At 39.8% G+C, this 22,864-nt stretch carries 20 protein-coding genes and 1 pseudogene; 20 read left to right on the top strand and 1 reads right to left on the bottom strand.

The genetic code is table 11. From position 1 onward, the window contains the following. From pyrE to M3166_RS09405, 6 genes are all read left to right on the top strand, one after another. Positions 1 to 633: an orotate phosphoribosyltransferase gene (pyrE, locus tag M3166_RS09430; RefSeq protein ID WP_251689447.1), complete on the top strand. Its 633-nt coding sequence runs from the start codon at positions 1 to 3 to the stop codon at positions 631 to 633. A gap of 502 nt (positions 634 to 1,135) precedes the next feature. Continuing rightward, positions 1,136 to 2,146, top strand: a complete 1,011-nt coding sequence (locus tag M3166_RS09425; RefSeq protein ID WP_251689445.1) for an ABC transporter ATP-binding protein — start codon at positions 1,136 to 1,138, stop codon at positions 2,144 to 2,146. After that, a complete protein-coding gene (locus M3166_RS09420) occupies positions 2,143 to 3,090 on the top strand; it encodes an ATP-binding cassette domain-containing protein (protein ID WP_251689443.1) in 948 nt (315 codons plus the stop codon). The genes M3166_RS09425 and M3166_RS09420 overlap by 4 nt, the downstream gene beginning before the upstream one ends. A gap of 1 nt (position 3,091) precedes the next feature. Continuing rightward, positions 3,092 to 4,054 (top strand): oligopeptide ABC transporter permease, encoded by a 963-nt coding sequence (gene opp4B, locus M3166_RS09415; protein ID WP_008403358.1) that lies wholly within the window; start codon positions 3,092 to 3,094, stop codon positions 4,052 to 4,054. Positions 4,055 to 4,094: 40 nt separating this feature from the next. Beyond that, positions 4,095 to 5,009, top strand: a complete 915-nt coding sequence (locus M3166_RS09410) for an ABC transporter permease (protein ID WP_251689441.1) — start codon at positions 4,095 to 4,097, stop codon at positions 5,007 to 5,009. Between the two features lie 17 nt (positions 5,010 to 5,026). Next, a complete protein-coding gene (locus tag M3166_RS09405; protein WP_251689439.1) occupies positions 5,027 to 6,862 on the top strand; it encodes an oligopeptide ABC transporter substrate-binding protein in 1,836 nt (611 codons plus the stop codon). 51 nt (positions 6,863 to 6,913) lie between these two features. Here the strand turns inward: M3166_RS09405 and M3166_RS09400 are convergent, their stop codons facing one another. Continuing rightward, a complete protein-coding gene (locus tag M3166_RS09400) occupies positions 6,914 to 8,596 on the bottom strand; it encodes an Rqc2 family fibronectin-binding protein (protein WP_251689438.1) in 1,683 nt (560 codons plus the stop codon). Positions 8,597 to 9,044: 448 nt separating this feature from the next. On the opposite strand from M3166_RS09400, the gene M3166_RS09395 reads away from it, so the two are divergent. From M3166_RS09395 to M3166_RS09330, 14 genes and pseudogenes are all read left to right on the top strand, one after another. After that, positions 9,045 to 9,920 carry a YicC/YloC family endoribonuclease gene (locus M3166_RS09395; protein ID WP_251689436.1) on the top strand — a complete coding sequence of 292 codons (876 nt, stop codon included), beginning with the start codon at positions 9,045 to 9,047 and terminating at the stop codon, positions 9,918 to 9,920. Between the two features lie 16 nt (positions 9,921 to 9,936). Beyond that, positions 9,937 to 10,554, top strand: coding sequence for a guanylate kinase (gene gmk, locus M3166_RS09390; RefSeq protein ID WP_079525094.1), 618 nt, complete (start codon positions 9,937 to 9,939; stop codon positions 10,552 to 10,554). Between the two features lie 4 nt (positions 10,555 to 10,558). Continuing rightward, positions 10,559 to 10,783 (top strand): DNA-directed RNA polymerase subunit omega, encoded by a 225-nt coding sequence (gene rpoZ, locus M3166_RS09385; RefSeq protein WP_008403352.1) that lies wholly within the window; start codon positions 10,559 to 10,561, stop codon positions 10,781 to 10,783. 89 nt (positions 10,784 to 10,872) lie between these two features. Next, positions 10,873 to 11,418, top strand: a pseudogene (gene coaBC, locus M3166_RS09380) (bifunctional phosphopantothenoylcysteine decarboxylase/phosphopantothenate--cysteine ligase CoaBC); the annotation flags it as partial. Between the two features lie 14 nt (positions 11,419 to 11,432). Then, a complete protein-coding gene (priA, locus tag M3166_RS09375) occupies positions 11,433 to 13,841 on the top strand; it encodes a primosomal protein N' (RefSeq protein WP_251689434.1) in 2,409 nt (802 codons plus the stop codon). A gap of 23 nt (positions 13,842 to 13,864) precedes the next feature. Continuing rightward, positions 13,865 to 14,356, top strand: a complete 492-nt coding sequence (def, locus tag M3166_RS09370; RefSeq protein ID WP_251689432.1) for a peptide deformylase — start codon at positions 13,865 to 13,867, stop codon at positions 14,354 to 14,356. A 3-nt stretch (positions 14,357 to 14,359) separates the two neighbouring features. Beyond that, the gene (gene fmt, locus M3166_RS09365; protein WP_251689430.1) at positions 14,360 to 15,301 is read left to right on the top strand and encodes a methionyl-tRNA formyltransferase; all 942 of its coding nucleotides are present in this window, start codon (positions 14,360 to 14,362) and stop codon (positions 15,299 to 15,301) included. Further along, a complete protein-coding gene (gene rsmB / locus M3166_RS09360; RefSeq protein ID WP_008403347.1) occupies positions 15,298 to 16,659 on the top strand; it encodes a 16S rRNA (cytosine(967)-C(5))-methyltransferase RsmB in 1,362 nt (453 codons plus the stop codon). Before fmt ends, rsmB begins: the two co-directional genes overlap by 4 nt. 3 nt (positions 16,660 to 16,662) lie before the next feature. After that, entirely contained in the window at positions 16,663 to 17,811 is a 1,149-nt protein-coding gene (gene rlmN / locus M3166_RS09355; RefSeq protein ID WP_285848811.1) for a 23S rRNA (adenine(2503)-C(2))-methyltransferase RlmN, read from the top strand. Positions 17,812 to 17,821: 10 nt separating this feature from the next. Further along, entirely contained in the window at positions 17,822 to 18,568 is a 747-nt protein-coding gene (locus tag M3166_RS09350) for a Stp1/IreP family PP2C-type Ser/Thr phosphatase (RefSeq protein ID WP_251689428.1), read from the top strand. Positions 18,569 to 18,570: 2 nt separating this feature from the next. Continuing rightward, positions 18,571 to 20,547, top strand: a complete 1,977-nt coding sequence (gene pknB / locus M3166_RS09345) for a Stk1 family PASTA domain-containing Ser/Thr kinase (RefSeq protein ID WP_251689426.1) — start codon at positions 18,571 to 18,573, stop codon at positions 20,545 to 20,547. A gap of 11 nt (positions 20,548 to 20,558) precedes the next feature. After that, positions 20,559 to 21,440 carry a ribosome small subunit-dependent GTPase A gene (rsgA, locus tag M3166_RS09340; RefSeq protein WP_251689423.1) on the top strand — a complete coding sequence of 294 codons (882 nt, stop codon included), beginning with the start codon at positions 20,559 to 20,561 and terminating at the stop codon, positions 21,438 to 21,440. Positions 21,441 to 21,442: 2 nt separating this feature from the next. Next, complete coding sequence (gene rpe / locus M3166_RS09335) at positions 21,443 to 22,108, top strand: ribulose-phosphate 3-epimerase (RefSeq protein ID WP_251689421.1); 666 nt, start codon at positions 21,443 to 21,445, stop codon at positions 22,106 to 22,108. Further along, positions 22,105 to 22,734 (top strand): thiamine diphosphokinase, encoded by a 630-nt coding sequence (locus M3166_RS09330; protein WP_251689419.1) that lies wholly within the window; start codon positions 22,105 to 22,107, stop codon positions 22,732 to 22,734. The genes rpe and M3166_RS09330 overlap by 4 nt, the downstream gene beginning before the upstream one ends. The last annotated feature ends 130 nt before the right edge of the window (positions 22,735 to 22,864 follow it).

Here is a 22,864-nt window from a genome sequence, read left to right as displayed (position 1 = left end):
ATGTCATTACAAAACGAAATTGCACATGCAATGCTAAAAGTAGGAGCAGTGGAATTAAATCCAACCGATTTATTTACATGGGCTTCAGGAATTCAGTCACCGATTTACTGCGATACACGTTTAACAATTTCGGATCCTGTTATTCGCAAACAGATTGCCAATGGACTATCATCATTAATCAACGAGCATTTTTCTGACTGTGAAGTAGTTGCAGGTACTGCTACTGCGGGAATTCCTCATGCTGCCTGGGTTGCGGATATTTTGCAATTGCCAATGGTGTATGTGCGCTCAAAAGCAAAAGAGCATGGGCGCGGAAACCAGATTGAAGGAAAATATGCCAAAGGTCAAAAAGTAGTCGTAATTGAGGATATCATCTCAACAGGAGGTTCTTCCATTACTGCTGTTGAAGCGTTACGTAATGCAGGTTGTGAAGTATTAGGGGTAGTATGTGTTTATACATATAATCTGCCTAAAGCAGATAAGGTATTTGATGAAGCTGGCGTTAAATTTGTTTCTTTAACAAATTTCGATTACTTAATCGCTGCAGCAAAAGAAGCAGCTGCTATTCAGGAAGATGATATTCCATTCCTGAAAAAGTGGCATCAAGACTTAAAAACGGGAAATCTAAAATAAAAAAATATTAAAAATATTCGAAAACGTGTGAAGTTATCAAAATTATACTTTACACGTTTTTGTTATAGTTATATAATTCCATTATGCAAATTATCAGTTTTTTCAATAATGAAGTTTAATGAATTTAAATTTTATTAAACCGCATAAAAAAGTATTTCTAGTTGTTTTTATGTTGAAAAGACATAATTATAATCATAAAGCGTTAATTTTTATAGTAAATTATCGGAAAATTTAAATTTAAAAGAATAGTTTGCTATTGATAAATTTAAAATGTTAAATTAGAATAGTTAGAAAGTTTAATAATTGACATGTAAATATATTTTATGGATAATTTACGGAGTAGTACAAAAAATTAACAAATTATTAATATTTTAAAAAGACTGAGTATTAGCAAGGTTTAAATTTTTTTGAAAAGGGTATTTTAATCTATTTGGAAAAATTTAATATAGAGCGAGTTTAGCAGAGTCGAATGTATGTTTAAGAAGAAAGGAGCGGTTATTTAATGTCTACGAATGAATTATTAGAAATCCGAAATTTACGTACGAGTTTCCGAATTAAAGATACATACTACCCAGCTGTAGACAATGTTTCGTTAACGCTTCGCAAAAATGAGATTTTAGCAATTGTTGGTGAATCAGGTTGCGGGAAAAGTACTTTGGCAACATCAATAGTCGGGTTGCACAATTCAGTTACTACAAAAGTTGAAGGTGAAATACTTTACAACAATCAAAACTTAGTTAAATTGACAGATGAACAGTTTAATAAGTTAAGAGGAAATGACATTGGCTTCATTTTCCAAGATCCACTTTCTGCATTAAACCCATTAATGCGTATCGGAGAGCAAATTGAAGAAGGGTTAATTTATCATACAAAATTAACTAAAGAACAACGTGAAAAACGTGTTATTGAATTACTGGATCAAGTAGGGATTGCGAATATGCAACGTGTTGCAAGTCAATTCCCGCATCAGTTATCGGGTGGTATGCGTCAGCGTGTTATGATCGCGATCGCATTATCAGGAAAGCCTGCAATCATTATTGCGGATGAACCGACAACAGCGCTTGATGTAACAATACAAGCGCAAATTTTAGACTTATTAAAGTCACTACAAGATGAAATTCAATCAGGTATTATTTTAATTACACATGACTTAGGGGTTGTTGCTGAAGTAGCGGACCGAGTAGCTGTAATGTATGCCGGAGAAGTAATAGAGGAAGCACCTGTTGTGGAATTATTCAGAAATCCGAAGCACCCGTATACAAGGTCTTTACTGAAATCAATTCCTCAAACAAACAGTGAGAATGAAAAATTAGAAATAATTCAGGGGATGGTTCCTTCTTTAATGAAGTTACCACGCCAAGGCTGCCGTTTCTCATCACGTATCCCGTGGATTCCGCAATCAGCACATGAAGCAAATCCACAGCTTCATGAAGTTGCTCCTGGCCATCTTGTACGCTGTACTTGCTGGAAAGAATTCCATTTTGAGGATGAGGAAGGGAGCGTAAATCAATGAGTTTCATGCAAGTAGAAGATTTAAAAGTTCACTATCCGATCCGAGGTGGATTTTTTAACACAGTAGTTGACCATGTTTACGCAGTAGATGGTGTAACGATGGAATTTGACCGAGGAAAAACTTACGGTCTTGTAGGTGAATCAGGCTCAGGTAAATCAACAACCGGTAAAGCAATTATCGGATTGGAGAAAATCACATCAGGCCGTATCCTGTACGAAGGTGAAGATGTAACAAATGCACGCCGTAAACGTGATTCAGCCTATAACCGAGATATCCAGATGATATTCCAGGATTCGCATTCCAGTATGAACCCGCGTAAACGTGTATTAGATATTTTAGCAGAGCCAATTCGTAATTTCCTGAAGTTGTCTCCGCAAGAAGAGCGCAAACGTATTAATGAGCTACTGGCAATTGTAGGGATGTCAGAGGACGTACTTCTTAAATATCCGCACGAATTTTCTGGTGGACAAAAGCAACGTTTAGGGATTGCCCGTGCTGTTGCATGTAACCCAAAAATGATTATTGCTGATGAGCCCGTTTCGGCACTTGATTTATCCGTTCAGGCACAAGTTTTAAACTTTATGAAGGATATTCAAGAACAATATGGAATTAGTTATTTATTCATCTCTCACGATTTAGGTGTTGTTCGCCATATGTGTGACCACATTTCTATTATGTATAAAGGTAGATTCGTAGAAACAGGTAAGCGTGAAGATATTTACACAAATCCGCAGCATATTTATACAAATCGTCTGCTTTCTGCAATACCTGATATTGAGCCTGAAACTCGAATTGAACGTAAGCTTGAACGTCAGCAAGTTGAAGCAGCATATCGCCAGGAACAACATAAATATTACGATAAGGATGGAAAAGTATATCCTTTAAAATCGATTTCAGACTCACATCGAGCAGCAATGTCTGAAGATGAAAAGGAGCGTGTATAGTATGTGGAAAACGATAGTTCGCCGTGTATTAATAATGATTCCGCAGCTATTTATTTTAAGTCTCCTAATTTTCATATTAGCGAAACAAATGCCAGGGGATCCATTTACAGGATTAATTACTCCTGAAACAGATCCGAATGTTATTGAAGAATTACGTGTTAAAGCAGGTTTTTATGATCCATGGTATGTACAGTACTATAACTGGATAACAAATGCAGCACAAGGTGACTTCGGTCAAAGTTATACATTTAAAAAGCCGGTTGCAGATATTATTGGGGATCGTGCTATGAACACATTATTACTTTCATTGCTTAGTGTAATTTTCCTTTATGTGCTGGCGATTCCTCTAGGAGTACTGGCTGGACGTTACCACGATTCATTTTTAGATAAGTCTATTGTACTTTACAGCTTTATCTCTTATGCAATACCTGCATTCGTACTGTATTTAATTTTCGTATTCATTTTCGGATACCGGCTAATGTGGTTCCCGACAAGTGGTACGGTGGAAATAGGGGTAGATCCAGGAACCTGGAGTTATTATTGGAGTAAATTCTACCATTTATTGTTACCTGCAGCCAGCTATGCACTGCTAGGTACGACGGGTGTCATTCAATATTTACGTTCGGAAATTATTGATGCAAAAACAATGGATTATGTTAAAACAGCACGCAGTAAAGGGATACCGATGAAGAAAGTATATTCACGTCATATCTTCCGTAACTCTTTGTTACCGATTGCAGCGTTCTTAGGATTCACGATTACCGGTTTACTCGGTGGATCGATTTTCATTGAAACTGTATTCGCTTATCCGGGAATGGGTAAATTGTTTGTCGAATCCATTTCAAGTCGTGACTACAGTGTAATAACGGCATTAGTAATGTTATACGGCTTCTTAGCATTATTAGGTAGTCTATTATCCGATATTATCTTAAGTATAGTGGATCCGCGAATTCGCATAGACTAATCAATCAATTAATAATGACTAAGGAGAGGTGATTTTAATCATGGAAAACAAAAATGAACAGACATTAGAAAAATTAGAATCTCAAAGCTCTCCACCAACTGGTTTTCAAGTAATATGGCGAGAGTTTAAAAAAGATAAATTAGCAATGTTCTCATTAATAGGAAGTATTCTGTTAATGATTGCGATTATGATTATGGCATTCTTTACAATTGATCAAACTGAAGTAATGAAAATTCAATTATTGGATCGCTTTACTGAACCAGGTGTCCGAGGGTATATTCTTGGGGCCGATGAAGCCGGTCGGGACATGCTTGGCCAGCTCATTATCGGAGCGAAGAATTCAATTTTAATCGCAATTGCGGTTACGGTTATTGCAAATGTTCTCGGTATTATGCTTGGTATTATTATGGGATATTACGGTGGTTTCATCGATAATTTCTTCATGCGTATTATTGATTTCTTTATCACTCTACCAACTACAATGATTATCATCGTAGTCGTAACAATCATTCCATCATACGGGATATTAGACTTAATTTTAATTATTGCAGCATTTCAGTGGATGTCGACGGCCAGACTTGTGCGATCTAAAGCACTTTCTGAAGCACGACGCGATTACATTAGTGCTTCTAAAACAATGGGTACAAGTGATTTTGCGATCATGTTTAAAGGGTTATTGCCAAACTTAAGCTCGATCTTAATTGTCGAAGTGACATTAAGCTTTGCGGGAAATGTAGGGATTGAAACTGGTCTTTCATTCTTAGGTTTCGGTTTACCACCGTCAACACCAAGTTTAGGAACTTTAGTAAGTTATGCTATGAACCCGATAATTTTATCGAGTAAATGGTGGGTATGGTTGCCTGCATCAATATTAATCTTAGTAATGATGCTTGGTATAAATTATGTTGGTCAAGCGTTACGACGCGCAGCTGACGCAAAACAACGTTTAGGATAATAAGGGAGGAAAAACAGATGAAGAAAAAGAAAGGTTTAATGCTGTCATCAGTATTTGCTACGGCATTAGTATTAGCAGCTTGTGGAGGAGATGACGAAACGTCAACTGAAAAACCAGCTGAAAATGATGGGAAACAAACAGAAGAAAAAACAAATGAAGGCGGTTCTTCTACTGCAGAATCTCCAACATTACCATCAGAAGTTACAAATGATGGAGATGCAATCGAAGGCGGTACATTACAATTCGCTTTAGTAACAGATTCTCCTTTCCAAGGAGTATTCTCATATGAATTATATGAAGATGGTTATGATGCAGATATTTTAGGCTTCATGACAAACGAAATTTTCGAAACAGATGGTGACTTCCTTGTAACGGATAAAGGGATTGCGAAGTTAGATGTAGATGCAGATAACAACAAAGTAACAATCACTATCCAGCCTGACGAAGTGAAATGGTCTGATGGTCAGCCAATGACTGTTGAAGATATCATTTATGCTTACGAAATTATCGGTCACCCTGACTATACAGGTATCCGTTATGATGATGACTTCAAAAACATCATCGGTGCTGCTGAATATAAAGCAGGTACTGCAGATACAATCTCTGGTATTAAAAAGATCGATGACAAAACAGTTGAAATTTCTATGACTAAAGTTTCTCCGGCTATCTACTCTTTAGGTGATGGTTTATGGGGTTATGCAGTACCAAAACATGTATTGAAGGATATTCCTGTTAAGGACTTAATCTCTTCAGATGCGGTACGTAAATCTCCTGTAACTTTAGGACCGTTTAAATTAGATAAATTAGTTGACGGTGAATCTGTTCAGTTCGTAGCGAACGAGCACTACTGGAGAGGTCAACCGAAGTTAGACAAAGTAGTATTACAAGTAGTTCCTTCATCTTCTATTGGTGAAGCATTACGTACAGGTAAATACGATATGGCATCTGCATATCCGACAAACCAATATGATGGCGTTAAAGATCTTGAAAACTTAACAGTATTAGCTCGTCCGGAGTTAGCATACTCTTACCTTGGCTTCAAGCTTGGTAAATGGGATGCAGCTGCAAGTGTAAACGTTACAGATGAAAATGCAAAAATGAATGATGCTAACTTACGTAAAGCAATCGCATACGCAATGGATATCGAGCAAGTTGGTGAGCGTTTCTACCAAGGTTTACGTTCACGTGCAACTTCATTAATTCCACCAGCATTCGCTTCATTCCATGATAATTCTTTAGAAGGATTCAACTATGATCCTGAAAAAGCAAAAGCATTATTAGATGAAGCTGGATACAAAGACGTTGACGGTGACGGAATCCGTGAAGATAAAAATGGTGAAAAATTCGAAATCCGTATGGCAGGTATGTCAGGTTCTGATACTGACGAAGCGATCGTTGAATACTACCGTCAAAACTGGAAAGATGTTGGTTTAGATGTACAGTTAACTACTGGTCGTTTAATCGAATTCAACAGTTTCTACGACAAAGTAAAAGCGGATGATCCAGAAATCGATATGTTCATGGCTGCATGGGGTACTGGTACAAACCCATCTCCACTTGGATTATACGGTGAAGGAGCTTCATTCAACTACAGCCGTTTCGTAACACCGGAATTACAAGCATTATTAGTTGATATCGATTCTAAAGAAGCGGTTGATGCAGAATACCGTGCGGATGCATTCCGTAAGTGGGAAGAGTATATGTTCGAACAAGCAACAACAATTCCGACATACTTCCGTACAGAAATCATTCCAATTAACAAACGTGTGAAAAACTACAATGTTGATTATGCTAATGATACTATGGACAATTTACACCTACTGGAATTAACGGCTGACGCACCAATTAAATAATTATTAACAAAAAGAACCGCTTAGAAAATTTCTAAGCGGTTTTTTCCTTGTTTACTTTTTCAGTTGCATAACAATCGCTTCATCCGGTGTGACATAAAGTGTTTTTTGTTCAAAATAAATAACAAACCCTGGTTTTGCGCCATTCGGTTTTTTCACATGGCGAATTTCCGTATAGTCTACCGGTACAGACGAAGAGTCGCGTGCTTTAGAAAAATAAGCACTCAATACAGCGGCTTCCGTTAATGTTTGTTCATCCGGGTTTTCCGAATGGATGACAACATGTGATCCCGGAATATCTTTCGTATGCAGCCATACTTCGTTGCGTTTTCCAATTTTAAATGTCAAATAATCATTTTGCTTATTATTTTTGCCGACCGAAATTAAAATACCAGAAGATGATACAAATTTTTCGGGTTCAGGTTTTGTCGGTTTCTTTTTACGCTTTGCCTGGCGGATTCGAAGTAATCCTTGTTCTGCCAGCTCTTCACGGATCTCTTCAATATCTTTAGTGGAAGCTTGCTGCACTTGCTGTGTAAGCATTTCCAAATAGTGGATGTCTTCCGTTGCTTTATGCTTCTGTTCCTCAATCATAATTAACGCTGTCTTCGCTTTATTGTACTTTGTGTAATAGCTTTGCGCATTTTCGATTGGTGTTTTTCTCGGGCTAATCGGTATTCTAACTGTTTCGGCGTTTTCGCTGTAATAGTTTTCAACGTCGACGTATTCAGCGCCTTTTTCGAAATTATAGAGATTAGCCATTAAAAGCTCACCGTAAAGTTGGAACTGCTCCAGATTTTGAGCACGTTCATAATCTTTTTGCAGCTTTTTTTGTTTCAGTTTTAATTTATTCAATTCATTTTGCAACCAGCGTTCGAGATCACCGGCTTGCTGTTTCACCCGGTCCCGTTTTGCACGGGCGAAAAATACACGGTCAAGCAGTTCGCCAAGTGTTTCATAATTCGTAACAGCGCCTGATAAATGAGTTAGCGCTGTTGGCGAGAAATAGATTTTCCCTTCCTGCTCAACATAGGTCGGGTTAGCGCTCGTTGCAATTTCGTTCATCAGCTGTCTGCATGCTGTTACCGCATCATTTGTCGTAATGCGGTACAGTAACTCGTTTGCATGCAAAGGAGAGAAACCGGCAAATTGTTCGACAATATCTTTAGTAGTTGGTTGTTTTGAAAAAACCTCTTTCAACTCTACATCGGATAAACTTGTCAGTGCAATTTTTTGTTGTTGTGGCGGCGCGATATATTGCTGACCTGGTAAAACAGTCCGATAGCTGTTCATCGATGGCGGCAAATGTTTGATGCTGTCAATAATGACATCATTTTGAGCATCGATTAACAGCAAGTTACTATGACGCCCCATAATTTCGATGACGAGTTTTCGCTTTACGGCATCGCCGATTTCATTTTTACTGTCGATTTCAAAAGTGATTACCCGTTCAAAGCCGTCCTGAACAACAGATGAAATAAAGCCTCCTTCAATATGTTTGCGTAACAGCATACAAAACATTGGCGGGTCAGCCGGATTTTCAATCGACTGATCTGTTATGTGAACGCGGGAATAGGAAGGGTGGATAGAAAATAATAGTTTACTGTTTTGGCCTGCTGCACGAATTTGCAATACAACTTCAAGTGCATTCGGCTGATAAATTTTTGTAATACGTCCGGAAGTCAGGCTTTGTAGTTCCTTGCTCATCGAACGAGTAAATAGTCCGTCAAATGCCATCTTTATGCCTCTTTCATTAAATAAGTCTTTTTGATTGTTTAATCATACCATTTTTTCGTTTAAACCTGTAGTTATCGTAAATTACTATATATTAAGGAAACGTATTATTTATATGAGGGAAATATGATTAAAGCCTGTTGATTGGAATGGAGGGGTGGTGACTCCAGCGGGAGCAGCGAAATTTATTTTGCGACGAAAGCGCAGCGTCAGGAGCACTGACGCCTGAGACTACAGGCACAGGCCACGCCCGCGGAAAGCGTCCGCCCCGGTATGGAAATAAACTCCCTAATTATAGGAAGCCAATTCTTTCCTTTTTACATAAAATAAAAAGTATTTTATTACATCCTATCTATGATAAAATATATATTCGGATAATAGACGTTAACGCAAAATTGATAACACATATGCTATAATTGAAACAATTAAGTAAAGAAGGATGTGACGAACCTTGGTACGTAGTATGACCGGATTCGGCAGGGGGGTCACAACAACGAAACACTTTCAACTCACTGTTGAAATTCGTGCTGTGAATCATCGTTTTTTAGAAATTAATACAAAGTTTCCAAAAGAATGGATGGAATCTGAAGTAGTAGCAAAAAAAATGTTGTCGGATGCAGTTTCTCGTGGGAAAATAGATGTTATCATTTTTCTGAAGGAGCTCCATGACACTGAACAGACGATTCAAATCAATTGGTCACTGCTCAATGCTTTTCTCCAAGCAAAAAAGGAGTTGTCACAAACAGTTCCGATGGAGGAAAAGTGGACAATGCAGGAAATTGTAAGTTTGGACCAAGTGTTGCAAGTTGAAAAAATTGAGTTCATGCAGGATGAGATTATCGATGCTGTTAAAAATGCTTTGGCAGAAGCAATCCAAAACCTCATTGCGATGCGTGATCGTGAAGGGCAAGGATTGCAGCAAGTGATGCTGCAGTATAAATCGGATTTGGAAGCGCAAATTGCTGAAATTCGGCAATATTCACCGCTCGCAGTTGAAAAATATCGTGAACGTTTAATGAGCCGTTTAGAAGAAGTGGCAAGCGGTCATTCATTGGACGATCGTTTACTTACAGAAGTTGCGATCTTTGCAGAGCGGATTGATATTACAGAAGAGCTTGACCGTTTAGAGAGTCATTTTAATCAGTTATCCGAAACGTTAACTGAAAACATTGCGATTGGACGCAAGCTTGATTTCATTATGCAGGAAATGAACCGGGAAATTAATACAATCGGTTCAAAAAATCAGTCTACCCAATGTTCAGCAGCAGTCGTGCAGGCGAAGACGATTTTAGAAAAAATGCGTGAACAAGTTCAAAATATTGAATGATATAAAGGAGTTACTTATGAAAAAACAACGTGGATTATTAATTGTTTTATCTGGTCCATCAGGTGTGGGTAAAGGGACAGTTCGAAAAGAGCTCTTTTCACAGCCGGATACGAATTACGAATATTCGATTTCAATGACAACACGTAATCCTCGCGAAGGAGAAGAAGATGGTGTAGACTATTTCTTTAGAACACGTGAGGAATTCGAAGCGTTAATCGAGCAAGGAGGCTTACTGGAACATGCAGAATTTGTAGGCAATTATTACGGTACGCCACTTGCATATGTACACGAAACGCTAGAAGCAGGACGCGATGTATTTTTGGAAATTGAAGTACAAGGAGCAGCACAAATTCGTGAAAAAGCACCAGATGCGTTGTTTATTTTTTTAGCACCACCAAGCATTTCCGAATTGGAACAACGTTTAGTTGGGCGTGGTACGGAAACAGAAGATGTAATCGCCCGTCGTATCGCTACTGCTCGTGAAGAAGTCGAAATGATGAGTTTATATGATTATGTTGTAGAAAACGACCAAGTTCAAAATGCATGTGATAAAATAAATGCTATCATAGTAGCAGAGCACTGCCGCCGTGAACGTGTGGAAAAACGCTATTTGTCAATGTTGAGAGGAGAATGAAACCATGTTATATCCATCAGTAGATAAGTTAAAAAAACAAATTGATTCTAAGTATTCTTTAGTGAGCTTAGCTTCAAAACGTGCGCGCCAAATGCAAGAAGAGGGCGGCGAGCACTTAAGCTCATACGTTTCTTACAAACCAGTAGGAAAAGCATTGGAAGAAGTAGCTGCCGGAAAGCTTCGCAAAGTTCAACAAGACGCTTCAACTGTTTACGAAGACGAAATCTAGTTGGTAATTTACTAAAAGAATACTCCCTGAGTAGAAGCTCCCTAAGAATTTTTCTTTGGGAGCTTATCCTTTGAAAGGACGGTAAAATAATGAAAAGAAACAATATACTATTGTGTGTGTCGGGTGGAATTGCTGTATATAAAGCGGTAGCGTTAGTAAGCAAACTGTCTCAGGCAGGCTTTAACGTAAAAGTGATTATGACAGCTTCTGCACAAAAGTTCGTTACCCCTTTGAGCTTCCAAGTGATGTCTAAAAACGACGTGTTTTTTGATACTTTCGATGAAAAAGATTCCAATGTCATTGCCCATATTGATTTGGCAGACTGGGCCGATTTAGTTATCGTAGCTCCTGCAACAGCCAATATGATTGCGAAAATGGCACATGGTATGGCGGATGATATGGTGACAACAACCTTACTGGCAACGACTGCACCTGTATGGGTGGCACCGGCTATGAATGTACATATGTATGAACATCCGGCCGTTTTACGGAATATTGCACAACTTCATGAAGATGGCATCCGCTTTATCGAACCGTCTGAAGGATTTTTGGCATGCGGCTATATAGGGAAAGGGCGTCTGGAAGAGCCGGAAAAAATTACGGCACTCGTAGAAAGGCATTTCCGTGAGCAATCAGGAAGCGATGGACAATGAGATTTGCACAAGTAATCGTCGATGTTTCCGCATATCCGGTTGACCGTCCTTTCGATTATTTAATACCGGAAGATTGGGAAGAGCTGATAGACATAGGATGTCGTGTCAAAGTGCCATTTGGACCGCGCAATGTGCTTGGATTTGTCGTCGGCATTACAATTGAATCAGACGTTCCGGTTGAAAAAATAAAGCCGATTTCGGAAATACTCGATTTGGAATCTATTTTAACGGAGGAAATGCTGAGCTTGGCAAAATGGCTGAAGCATCAAACAATCTGTTATGAAATTGATGCATTACAAGTAATGCTGCCGGGTGCTTTGCGGGCCAAGTATGAGAAGTATGCTGTCCTGCTAGGCGAAATTCCGCAATTACCTGAAATGCTGCAGCCTTACTTCGAGAAAACTGAAAGAGTGAATTTAGCCCAATTTGAAAAGGCAAACTTATTAAAACCAGTAAAACGGGCAGTAAAAGACGGCCTTCTCAATATTGAAAATGAAGTGAAACAAAAAGGCCAAGTAAAACAAGTACGCAAAGTGCAAATCTATTCCCGTGAACAAATAGAAGAAGTTATCGGACAAATGGGGAAACGGGCACCGAAGCAGCTGGCATTAATGGAATGGATGCAGGAGCATGCGGGAGCCGTCGTTTTACCGGAACAAATTTATGAAGCTGTTCAAGTGACAAGCAGTGTATTAAACAGTGTCATTGATAAAGGGGCAGCAGCGTATATACAAGAAGAAGTTTACCGCGATCCGTTTACAAAGGAAGTCGTGAAAACAGACTTCTTACAATTGACAGATGAGCAAGACGTGGCACTGAAAAAAATTACGGAAGCGATAGATGATAAGCGTCAAGAGACTTTTCTGCTTCACGGCATTACAGGCAGCGGGAAAACAGAAGTGTATTTGCAGGCGATCCAGCGTACAATCGCAGACGGCAAAGAAGCGATTGTACTCGTACCTGAAATATCATTGACACCGCAAATGACAGAGCGTTTCAAATCGCGTTTTGGTAATGAAGTAGCGGTCATGCATAGCGGATTGTCGGTCGGTGAAAAATATGATGAATGGCGGAAAGTGCAGCAAGGGAAAGTTAAGGTAGTCGTGGGTGCACGGTCAGCTGTTTTTGCACCGTTTAAAAATCTCGGTTTGCTTATATTGGATGAAGAACATGAGTCAACATACAAGCAGGAAGATTCCCCCCGCTATCATGCACGGGATGTCGCGATATGGCGCGGAAATTATTATAATTGTCCTGTTATATTAGGGAGTGCGACACCTGCATTAGAATCGTTTGCACGTGCGAAAAAAGGTGTATATACATTGCTGACATTGTCACAGCGGGCAAAAAATCAGCCATTGCCGTCTGTTCAGATTATCGATATGCGGGAACAGCTTCAGGCAGGAAACCGCTCGATGTTTTCTGAACCGCTAATGGAGGCATTAAGGGACCGTCTAGATAAAAAAGAGCAGACCGTGCTGTTTTTAAATCGCCGCGGCTATTCATCGTTTGTATTATGCAGGGATTGCGGAACAACAGTGCAATGTCCTAACTGTGATATTTCGTTAACGTATCACCGCTATCAGGAAAAGCTGAAATGCCATTATTGCGGTCACGACGAATATATTCCGGAAACATGTCCGGAATGCTTAAGTGAAAACATTCGTTATTTCGGTACCGGTACACAAAAGGTGGAAGAAGAAATTTATAAGCTGTTTCCGGAAGCGCGTGTCATGCGGATGGATGTCGATACGACCAAACAAAAAGGGGCACATGAAAAAATGCTCGATGCGTTCGGTCGAGGCGAAGCGGATATTCTGCTCGGTACGCAAATGATTGCAAAAGGACTTGATTTCCCGAATATTACATTAGTCGGCGTATTGAGTGCCGATACATCGCTTCATTTACCGGATTACCGGGCTGCGGAAAAAACATTCCAGCTTATGACGCAAGTTAGTGGACGAGCAGGACGCCATAATAAGCTTGGTGAAGTATATATCCAAACGTATACACCGGAGCATTATGCGATCCAACTGTCTAAAGATCAGCATTATACACCGTTTTATGAACGTGAAATGCATGCTAGGCATATTGCCGGATATCCGCCTTATTATTATATTGCGCTTATTCAAGTTTCTCATGAAGACGTCATGTTTGCTGCAGAATATGCAGGACGTGTCGCGGAGTATTTGCGTTCCAATTTATCATTTAAAGTTTCCGTTATCGGACCGACAACAGCCAGTATCGCTCGTCTCCAAAATAGATATCGTTATCAATGTTTGATAAAATATAAAGTAGAGCCAAATTTAATTCCGGTTCTTTTACAGCTTATAAAACTGTATCGATCGGAATGGATTAAAAAAGGCATAGTGCTAACAGTTGATTTAGATCCGACAATGATCTAATGCATATAGAAAGAGGTATTAAAATGGCAATTAAAGAAGTTGTGAAAAACCCAGCGAATGTATTATCACAAAAAACGCGAGAAGTTGAAGTGATCGATGAAAATATCATTCAACTTTTAGATGATTTATATGACACGATGGTAGAAAATGATGGTGTAGGCATTGCTGCACCTCAAATTAATGTTGATTTACGTGTAGCAATCGTAGAATTAGGCGAAGATATTTTAGAAATGATCAACCCGATCGTAATTGAAACACGTGGTGAAGAAGAAGATGTAGAAGGCTGTTTAAGTTTCCCGGACCTGTTTGGAATGGTCAAGCGTCCAACTTACGTTAAAATCGAAGCATCTGACCGTGAAGGACGTATTTATGAACTTGAAGCTGAAGACTTTGAAGCACGTTGTATTTTGCATGAAATCGATCATTTAGACGGTGTTTTATTTGATTCGAAAATGACGCGTGTATTAACAGAGGAAGAATTAGAAGAGCTTTACGCGGACGCTGAGGAGGAATAATCGATGACAAAAATCGTATTTATGGGAACACCTGCCTTTTCAGCGCCAATTTTGCGTATGCTTCATGAAGAAGGCTATGATATCGCAGCGGTTGTGACACAGCCGGACCGTCCAGTTGGTCGTAAAAAAGTACTAACGCCGCCGCCTGTAAAAGAGGAAGCACTACAATTAGGCTTACATGTTATTCAGCCTGAAAAGCTACGCGGTTCACAGGAGCTGGAAGAAATTTTGGCATTAAATGCTGACCTTGTCGTAACAGCGGCTTTTGGACAAATTTTGCCGAAAGAACTGCTTGATGCACCGCGATTAGGTTGCATTAATGTCCATGCGTCATTATTACCTGCTTACCGAGGCGGTGCACCAATTCATCAGGCAATTATTGATGGACAGGCAACAACAGGTGTAACGATTATGTATATGGCGGAAAAACTGGATGCCGGGGATATTATTTCGCAACGGGAAATTGCTATTGAAGATACGGATAATACGGGCACAATGTTTGATAAATTAAGTGCCGTTGGTCGTGAACTATTAAAAGAAACAATGCCATCGATTATCGACGGGACAAATTCCCGCATTCCACAGGATGAATCACTCGTAACATTTGCGCGCAATATTAGCCGCGAACAGGAGTTGATTGATTGGAATAATGAAGCGCGTGCATTGTATAATCAAGTGCGCGGATTACACCCTTGGCCTGTTGCCTATACGACATTTGAAGGGGCTAACTTTAAAATCTGGGCGGCAAAGGTTGGCGAAACTTCAACAAACGCTGCACCTGGAGAAGTCGTGAAAATTGAAAAAGATCATTTTGAAGTAGCGACAGGCGATGGCAGTACATTGGCGCTGTATGATGTACAACCAGCAGGGAAGAAACGCATGACAGCAGAAGAGTTTTTACGTGGTACGGGCTCGAAATTACAGATTGGGGACCGTTTTGAATGAGTAAAAAGAAACAAGTGATTTGGGACGGTAATGTTCGGGATGCCGCTTTAACGATTTTATTGACGGTCGATAAAAGCCAGGCATACAGCAATTTATTATTACACCAAACAATTGAGAAATATAAAATCGATGCGAAAGACCGTGGCCTGTTAACAGAGCTCACATATGGAACATTGCAGCATAAACTGACACTGGATTATTATCTGGAGCCATTTATTCGTGGAAAAGTGGATATTTGGGTACGCTGGCTGTTGCGTATGTCACTCTATCAAATGCAGTATTTAACACGTATTCCAGCACACGCCGCTGTCAATGAAGCAGTGGAAATTGCAAAACGACGAGGCCATAAAGGGATTGCCTCAATGGTAAATGGTATTTTACGTTCAATTTTACGTGAAGGTGTTCGTTCAACCGATTTAATAGAAGATGCAAATGAGCGTCTGGCAATCGAAACGAGCCATCCGCAATGGCTGGTCGATCGATGGGTTGAAAGCTACGGCTATGATAAAACACGTGAAATGCTGCTTGAAAATAATATTGCACCATTGCAGACAGTACGTGTCAACACGACGAAAGCAACTGTTGAACAAGTATTGACAACGCTTGAACGTGAAGGTGTAAAAGCGCGCCGCAGTGAGTATATACCTGAATGTCTGCATCTTGAAAGCGGGCAGGCTGCACGTACGGGAGCGTTCCGAAATGGGCTTATTACGATTCAGGATGAAAGCTCGATGCTGCCGGCAAAAGTGCTGAATCCGCAGCCAGGTATGAAAGTACTTGATATGTGTGCAGCACCAGGAGGGAAAACAACGCATCTTGCTGAAGTTATGAAAAACGAAGGTTCAATTTTAGCGACCGATCTTCATCCGAAGAAATTGGATTTAATCGAAGAGAATGTTGCGCGTCTAGGATTGAATATTATCGAAACAGCTCCGCTTGACGGAAGAAAAGCAGCTGGCTTCCTACAAAAGGAAGGCTATGATGCCATTCTGGTTGACGCACCTTGCTCAGGTTTGGGCGTAATGCGACGCAAGCCGGATATTAAATATACAAAGCGAGAAGAAGATTTAGAGAGCCTGCAAACAATTCAGCTTTCGATTTTAAATAATGCAGTCCAGCTATTAAAACAAGACGGACGATTAGTGTATTCAACATGCACAGTAGACCGCAGTGAAAATGAAGGTACGGTACAAGCCTTCTTAAAAGAGCACCCTGAAATGAACTTGGTGCCGATTGAAAATTTACCAACACAACTAGAAGCGAAGCAACAGGACGGGATGCTGCAAGTATTCCCGCAAGATATAGGCAGTGACGGATTTTTCGTAGCTGCATTCGTAAAAAAAGGAGCGTCCAATTAACTAATGGAGCAAGAACAATTAAAACAATTTGATGAACGAATTCAGGATTTAGTGGAAGAAACAGCAGATAAGCCGGTACGACGTGTGAAAAAGGAAAAGCCACAGTTAAAACCTTCAATCTATTCTTTACGTTTAGATGAAATGAAGGAATGGCTAACAGCAAATGGAGAAAAGGCTTTCCGTGCAGCGCAAATATATGAATGGCTTTATGAAAAACGTGTCCAAACGTTTGAAGAAATGTCAAACTTACCGAAATCATTGCGTGAAAAGCTGGAAGCCGAGTTTGCATTAACGACACTTTCAACAATTATTAAGCAGGAATCAAAAGACGGTACAATCAAGTTTTTATTCCAGCTGCAGGACGGCTATTCAATTGAAACGGTATTGATGCGACATGATTACGGAAATTCAATTTGTGTAACGACACAAGTAGGATGCCGTATCGGTTGTACATTCTGTGCATCTACATTAGGTGGCTTGAAGCGTCATTTAATGGCAGGAGAAATTGTTGAGCAGGTCGTAAAAGTACAACAACAGCTTGATGAAACAGAAGAGCGCGTATCATCAATCGTAATTATGGGTATTGGTGAGCCTTTTGATAACTATGATGCAATGATGAACTTCCTTAAAATTATGAATGATGACAAAGGATTAAATATCGGTGCCCGCCATATTACGGTTTCGACTTCAGGAATCGTGCCGAAAATTTACGAATTCGCAGATGAAGGTATGCAAATTAACTTTGCGGTTTCTCTACACGCACCGAACCAAGAGGCCCGTCAGAAATTAATGCCGATTGCTAAAGCATATAAATTAGAAGAATTGATGGAAGCAGTAAAATACTATACGAAGAAAACAGGACGTCGTGTCACATTTGAATACGGTTTAATGTCAGGGCAAAATGATACAGAAGAAGTAGCGATGGAACTGGCGAAGCTGATTAAAAATATTAAATGTCATGTCAACTTAATTCCGATTAACTACGTGCCGGAGCGTGATTATATTCGTACATCACGCAGTAAAATTTTTGCTTTTGAAAGAACGCTTAAGGAGCAGGGGATTAACGTAACAATCCGCCGTGAGCAAGGTGCAGATATTGCAGCTGCATGTGGCCAGTTACGTGCACAGGAACGATCACACGAAACAAAGTAGGTGGACTATAGTGAACTTTACAGTGGAAAGTGATATTGGGTTAAAGCGAAAAATAAATGAAGATCGGGCCGCGTTTTTTGAGCGCCCCGATCATTTTAAGCTTGCGATTTTAGCAGATGGTATGGGTGGTCATAATGCTGGTGATGTAGCGAGTGAAATGGTTATTACCGAAATGCATGAACTCTTTAAAGAAGAAAATGCAGAAAGTTTTGCAACAAAACAGTTAAAGCTGGAATGGTTGCGTAATGCGGTGTCACATATTAATCAAAAAATATATCATTATTCATTAACACATGAAAATTGTCAAGGTATGGGAACGACAATGATTGCTGTGTTGCTTGACAAGAATGATTGCACGATAAGCCATGTCGGCGATAGTCGTGTATACCATATTACAAACGAAACAGTAAAGTTAGTAACGAGAGATCATTCTTATGTAAATATTTTATTGGAAAATGGAGAAATTAGTGAAGAAGAGGCACAAAATCATCCTCAACGGAACTTTATTTTAAAAGCACTCGGTACAGAAATATCGATTGAACCTGATTTTTATGAAATCACTTTATCAAATGAGGCCTTTTTACTCATTTGTTCTGATGGGTTAAGTAATAAACTGTCTACAGAGGAAATGGGCGAAATTATTACAGCAACGGCTTCCATTCAGGAAAAAGGAAAAAAATTAGTTCAGATTGCAAATGATCGTGGCGGAGAAGATAATATTTCCCTTATCTTAATGACAACGGTGCAGGAGGTGTAACAATGCTAGTAGGAAAACATATAAGTGGCCGTTATAAAATTTTAAAATTAATTGGCGGTGGCGGGATGTCAAATGTATATTTGGCACACGACATTATTTTAAGTCGTGACGTCGCAATCAAAATATTGCGTTATGATTTATCAAATGAAGAAGAATTGCACCGTCGTTTCCAGCGTGAAGCATTGTCTGCAACAAGTTTGACTAATCCTAATATCGTAAGCATCTATGATGTTGGCGAAGATGGGGATATGCACTATATTGTCATGGAATACATTAAAGGGAAAACATTAAAACAATACATACAAGAGTTTTCACCTTTATCTGCAGCGCGAAGTGTCCATATTATGAAGCAGCTAACATCGGCGATTGCCCATGCACATGAAAACGGCATAATTCATCGAGATATAAAGCCACAAAATATATTGATGGACGAAGAAGGCAATGTGAAAATTACTGATTTCGGGATTGCAACATCACTTGGAGCAACAAGCTTCACTCAAACGAACTCAGTCATCGGAACTGTCCATTATTTATCCCCGGAGCAGGCGCGCGGCGGTTTAGCAACGATGAAGTCGGATCTATATGCACTTGGGATTGTCTTTTATGAGCTGTTAACAGGAGAATTGCCATTTTCGGGAGAATCTGCTGTATCCATTGCATTAAAACATCTGCAGTCGGAAACACCTTCAGTACGTGAATTCGATGCAAGCATTCCGCAAAGTGTGGAAAATATTGTTTTAAAGGCAACAGCGAAAGATCAAAACCACCGCTACAGCAATGCAGAAGAGATGGAAGAAGATTTAAATACATGCTTATCATTACAACGCGTGAATGAACCTAAATTTATGCCGCCGGTAGATGACGGGGCGACAAAGCTGATCCCGATTATAAAAGATCCCAAACCCGTACCTATCCTGGTGCAAGAGCCATCTACCGGTATAACGGAACAAACAGTCCGGATTGATTCAAAACCGCCATCAGAGGAAGAACCGAAGCCGCAAAAAACGCCAAAACAAAAAAAGAAAAAGAAAAAATGGCCGCTAATCGTTGGGCTATTAGTTCTTTTAACAATTGGTGCAGTAGTAGCTGCTGTTCTCCTGACTCCAAATAGAGTAGTCGTAGAAGATGTGACAGATATGACGGTTGAAGAAGCGATTCGAATTTTAGAAGAGCAAGGCTTCGTTATAGGAGAACAAGAAGAACGCAACAATGAAGAGATTGAATCCGGAAATATCATCGAAACGAATCCGCAAGCAGGTCGGGAACGTGAGAAAGGTACTACGGTTGATTTAATCGTCAGCATCGGTAAGGAAATGACAAAGATGGAAGATTTCATCGGCAAGCAGCGGGATGAGGTAATGGATGCGTTAGAAGAATTTAACGACTATGATTTCAAAGAGGAATATTCTTCTGAGCATCCAGCAGGCGAAATTATCGCTCAAACACCTGAAGCCGGAGAGGAAATTCACGTCAATGAGACGGATGTTGTTTTAACGGTTAGCAGAGGGCAAGAGCAAGTAACGGTGCGTGACTTAAAGGCATTTAACGAAGCAAACCGTTCAGAATATGAAAAAAGCTCAGGTTTTAAAGTGAATGTAACAGGTGAAGAACATTCGGATAAACCGGCCGGTGAAGTAATCAGTCAAACACCAAAAGCAGGCACAAAGCTTGAAAAAGGCGGCACAATCAATGTCGTCATCTCAAAAGGGCCAAAAGCAAAACAGGAAAAATTCTATACAAATACAATTGAAATTCCGTACGAGCCTTTAGAGGAAGGGATGGAACAAGAAGTCTCCATTTACATTCAGGACAAAACACGTACAATGGCAGAGCCTGTAGAAACGATAACAATAACTGAAGATACTTTATATACAATTAAGCTGGTTATTGTTGAAGGGGACAAAGCAGCCTACCAAATTGTACGGGATAACAATGTAATTGAAAATAAAACAATTACTTATGAAGAATTGGCGGAATAAGGAGGAATTGGATGGCGCAAGCCCAAATTCGAAAAGCATTAAGCGGTTATTATTATGTTGAAAAAGACGGTGATTTAATTCAATGTCGCGCTCGAGGGATTTTCCGTAATCGCGGAGAATCTCCACTTGTCGGCGATTTTGTGGAATATTCTTATGATGGCGAATCGGATGGTTCAATCGATAAAATTCTGGAACGCCATAATGAGCTCGTTCGGCCGCCGATTGCAAATGTAGATCAGGCCTTACTAGTGTTTTCCGCAAAAGAACCGGATTTTAATACAGTACTGCTCGACCGTTTTTTAGTCGTTCTCGAGTCGTTCCATGTGCAGCCGATCATTATTTTGACGAAGATGGATCTATTGAATGATGCCGAACGTGCACATTTACAAACATACATTGACGACTATAAGAAAATCGGCTATGACATTATCGAAACATACATTGATGATCCGACATTGCTGGAGAAAATTGAACCATACTTGCAGGAAAAAACATCGGTGCTTGCTGGACAGTCAGGTGTAGGGAAGTCAACATTATTAAATACATTGCTTCCTGAGCTTGACTTAAAAACAGGTATTATTTCAAAAAGTTTAGGGCGCGGGAAACATACAACTCGCCACGTCGAGCTGATTGAAGTATGCGGCGGACTATTGGCGGACACACCAGGCTTTAGTTCTTTTGATTTTGAAATGATAGAAAAAGAAGAGCTGACATCCTGTTTACCAGAGTTCGAACGTATTAGCGAGAATTGTAAGTTCCGTGGCTGCCTGCATATAAAGGAACCGAAATGTGCTGTAAAACAGGCGGTAGAAACCGGTGAAATCCGTACGTACCGCTATGAACATTATGAACAAATTTTACAAGAAATTATTGACCGAAAGCCGAGGTATTAGACATGATTAAAATTGCACCATCAATTTTAGCAGCAGACTTTGCAAAGCTGGGACAAGAGGTAAAAGAAGTAGAAGCCGCAGGAGCGGAATTGATTCATATCGATGTAATGGACGGCCATTTCGTACCAAATATTTCATTTGGTGCGATTGCATTAGAAGCAATTCGCCCCCTTTCTACATTACCGATGGACGTACATTTAATGATTGAAAATCCGGATCAGTATATTGAACAATTTGCAAAAGCAGGTGCAGACTACATTACAGTACATGTTGAAGCATGCCGCCATTTGCACCGTACAATCCAGTTAATTCGTTCATTTGGTGTTAAACCGGGTGTTGTATTAAATCCGCATACGCCGATTGAAACGATTCAGCATATTTTGGAAGATGTTGATATGGTGCTGTTTATGACGGTTAACCCAGGCTTTGGCGGGCAAAAGTTCATTGAATCGGTTGTGCCTAAAGTGGAAGCATTATCGAAAATCATTAAAGAACGTGGCCTGAATATCGAAATTGAAATTGATGGCGGAATTAACGCTGAAACAATCGTACCTTGTGCAAAAGCAGGTGCAACGATTTTTGTTGCGGGTTCAGCTATTTACAGTAAAGAAGATCGCGCACAAGCTTTACAGGAAATTAAACAAGCAGGATTAGCGGCAATTCAGTGATTGTAGCAATCTGCTCAGGCGGCCCCGTTCATGAGGTCGCCTTTTCTTTAACACCGGATATATGGATTGGAGTCGACCGGGGCGCATTATATTTAGTGGACAAAGGCATACATCCACACAGCATTGTCGGTGATTTTGATTCTATTACAGCGGAGGAATTTGCGCGGATTTCCGAAGTTGTAGACCATGTTGAACAGTTTCAGGCGGAAAAAGATGAGACGGATACAGACTTAGCCTTGCTGAAGGCACTTACATATGAGCCACAGGAAGTTTTTTTAACGGGTGTTACAGGCGGGCGCTTGGATCATTACGAAGCGACTCTAAGATCAGTTTTTCTTATGCAGCAGCAGTATCCTCATATTACTTTTAAAATCATTAATTCTCATAATATCATTCAATTTTTACTGCCGGGTACACATATTCTGAAAGAAGATCATTATACTTATGTATCGTTTTTTGCCTATGGAAAAACTCTTCAGAACGTTACGTTGCGAGGGGTTAAATATGAAACGACAGATGAAGTGATTGAACAGGGGACAACGCGTTTCACAAGCAATGAAATAAAAGGTACAGGGTCTATTTCATTTAAGGAAGGCATATGTTTAATGATAAAGAGTAAAGATTAAGGAGGAACAACGCTGAAAGTATATACATTCCAAATGCCTAAGTGGTTAAGCGGTGTGGCAAGAGGCTGCGTGAAGTTGTTTCGTAGAGATAAAAAAGAAAAATAAAGATCCTGGCTACAGCTCATAGCGA

The sequence above is a fragment of the Solibacillus isronensis genome (assembly GCF_023715405.1).
GTDB lineage: Bacteria > Bacillota > Bacilli > Bacillales_A > Planococcaceae > Solibacillus > Solibacillus isronensis_B.
The sequence above is the reverse complement of the archived record's forward strand: the minus strand, read 5'-3'. Positions and strand labels throughout refer to the sequence as shown.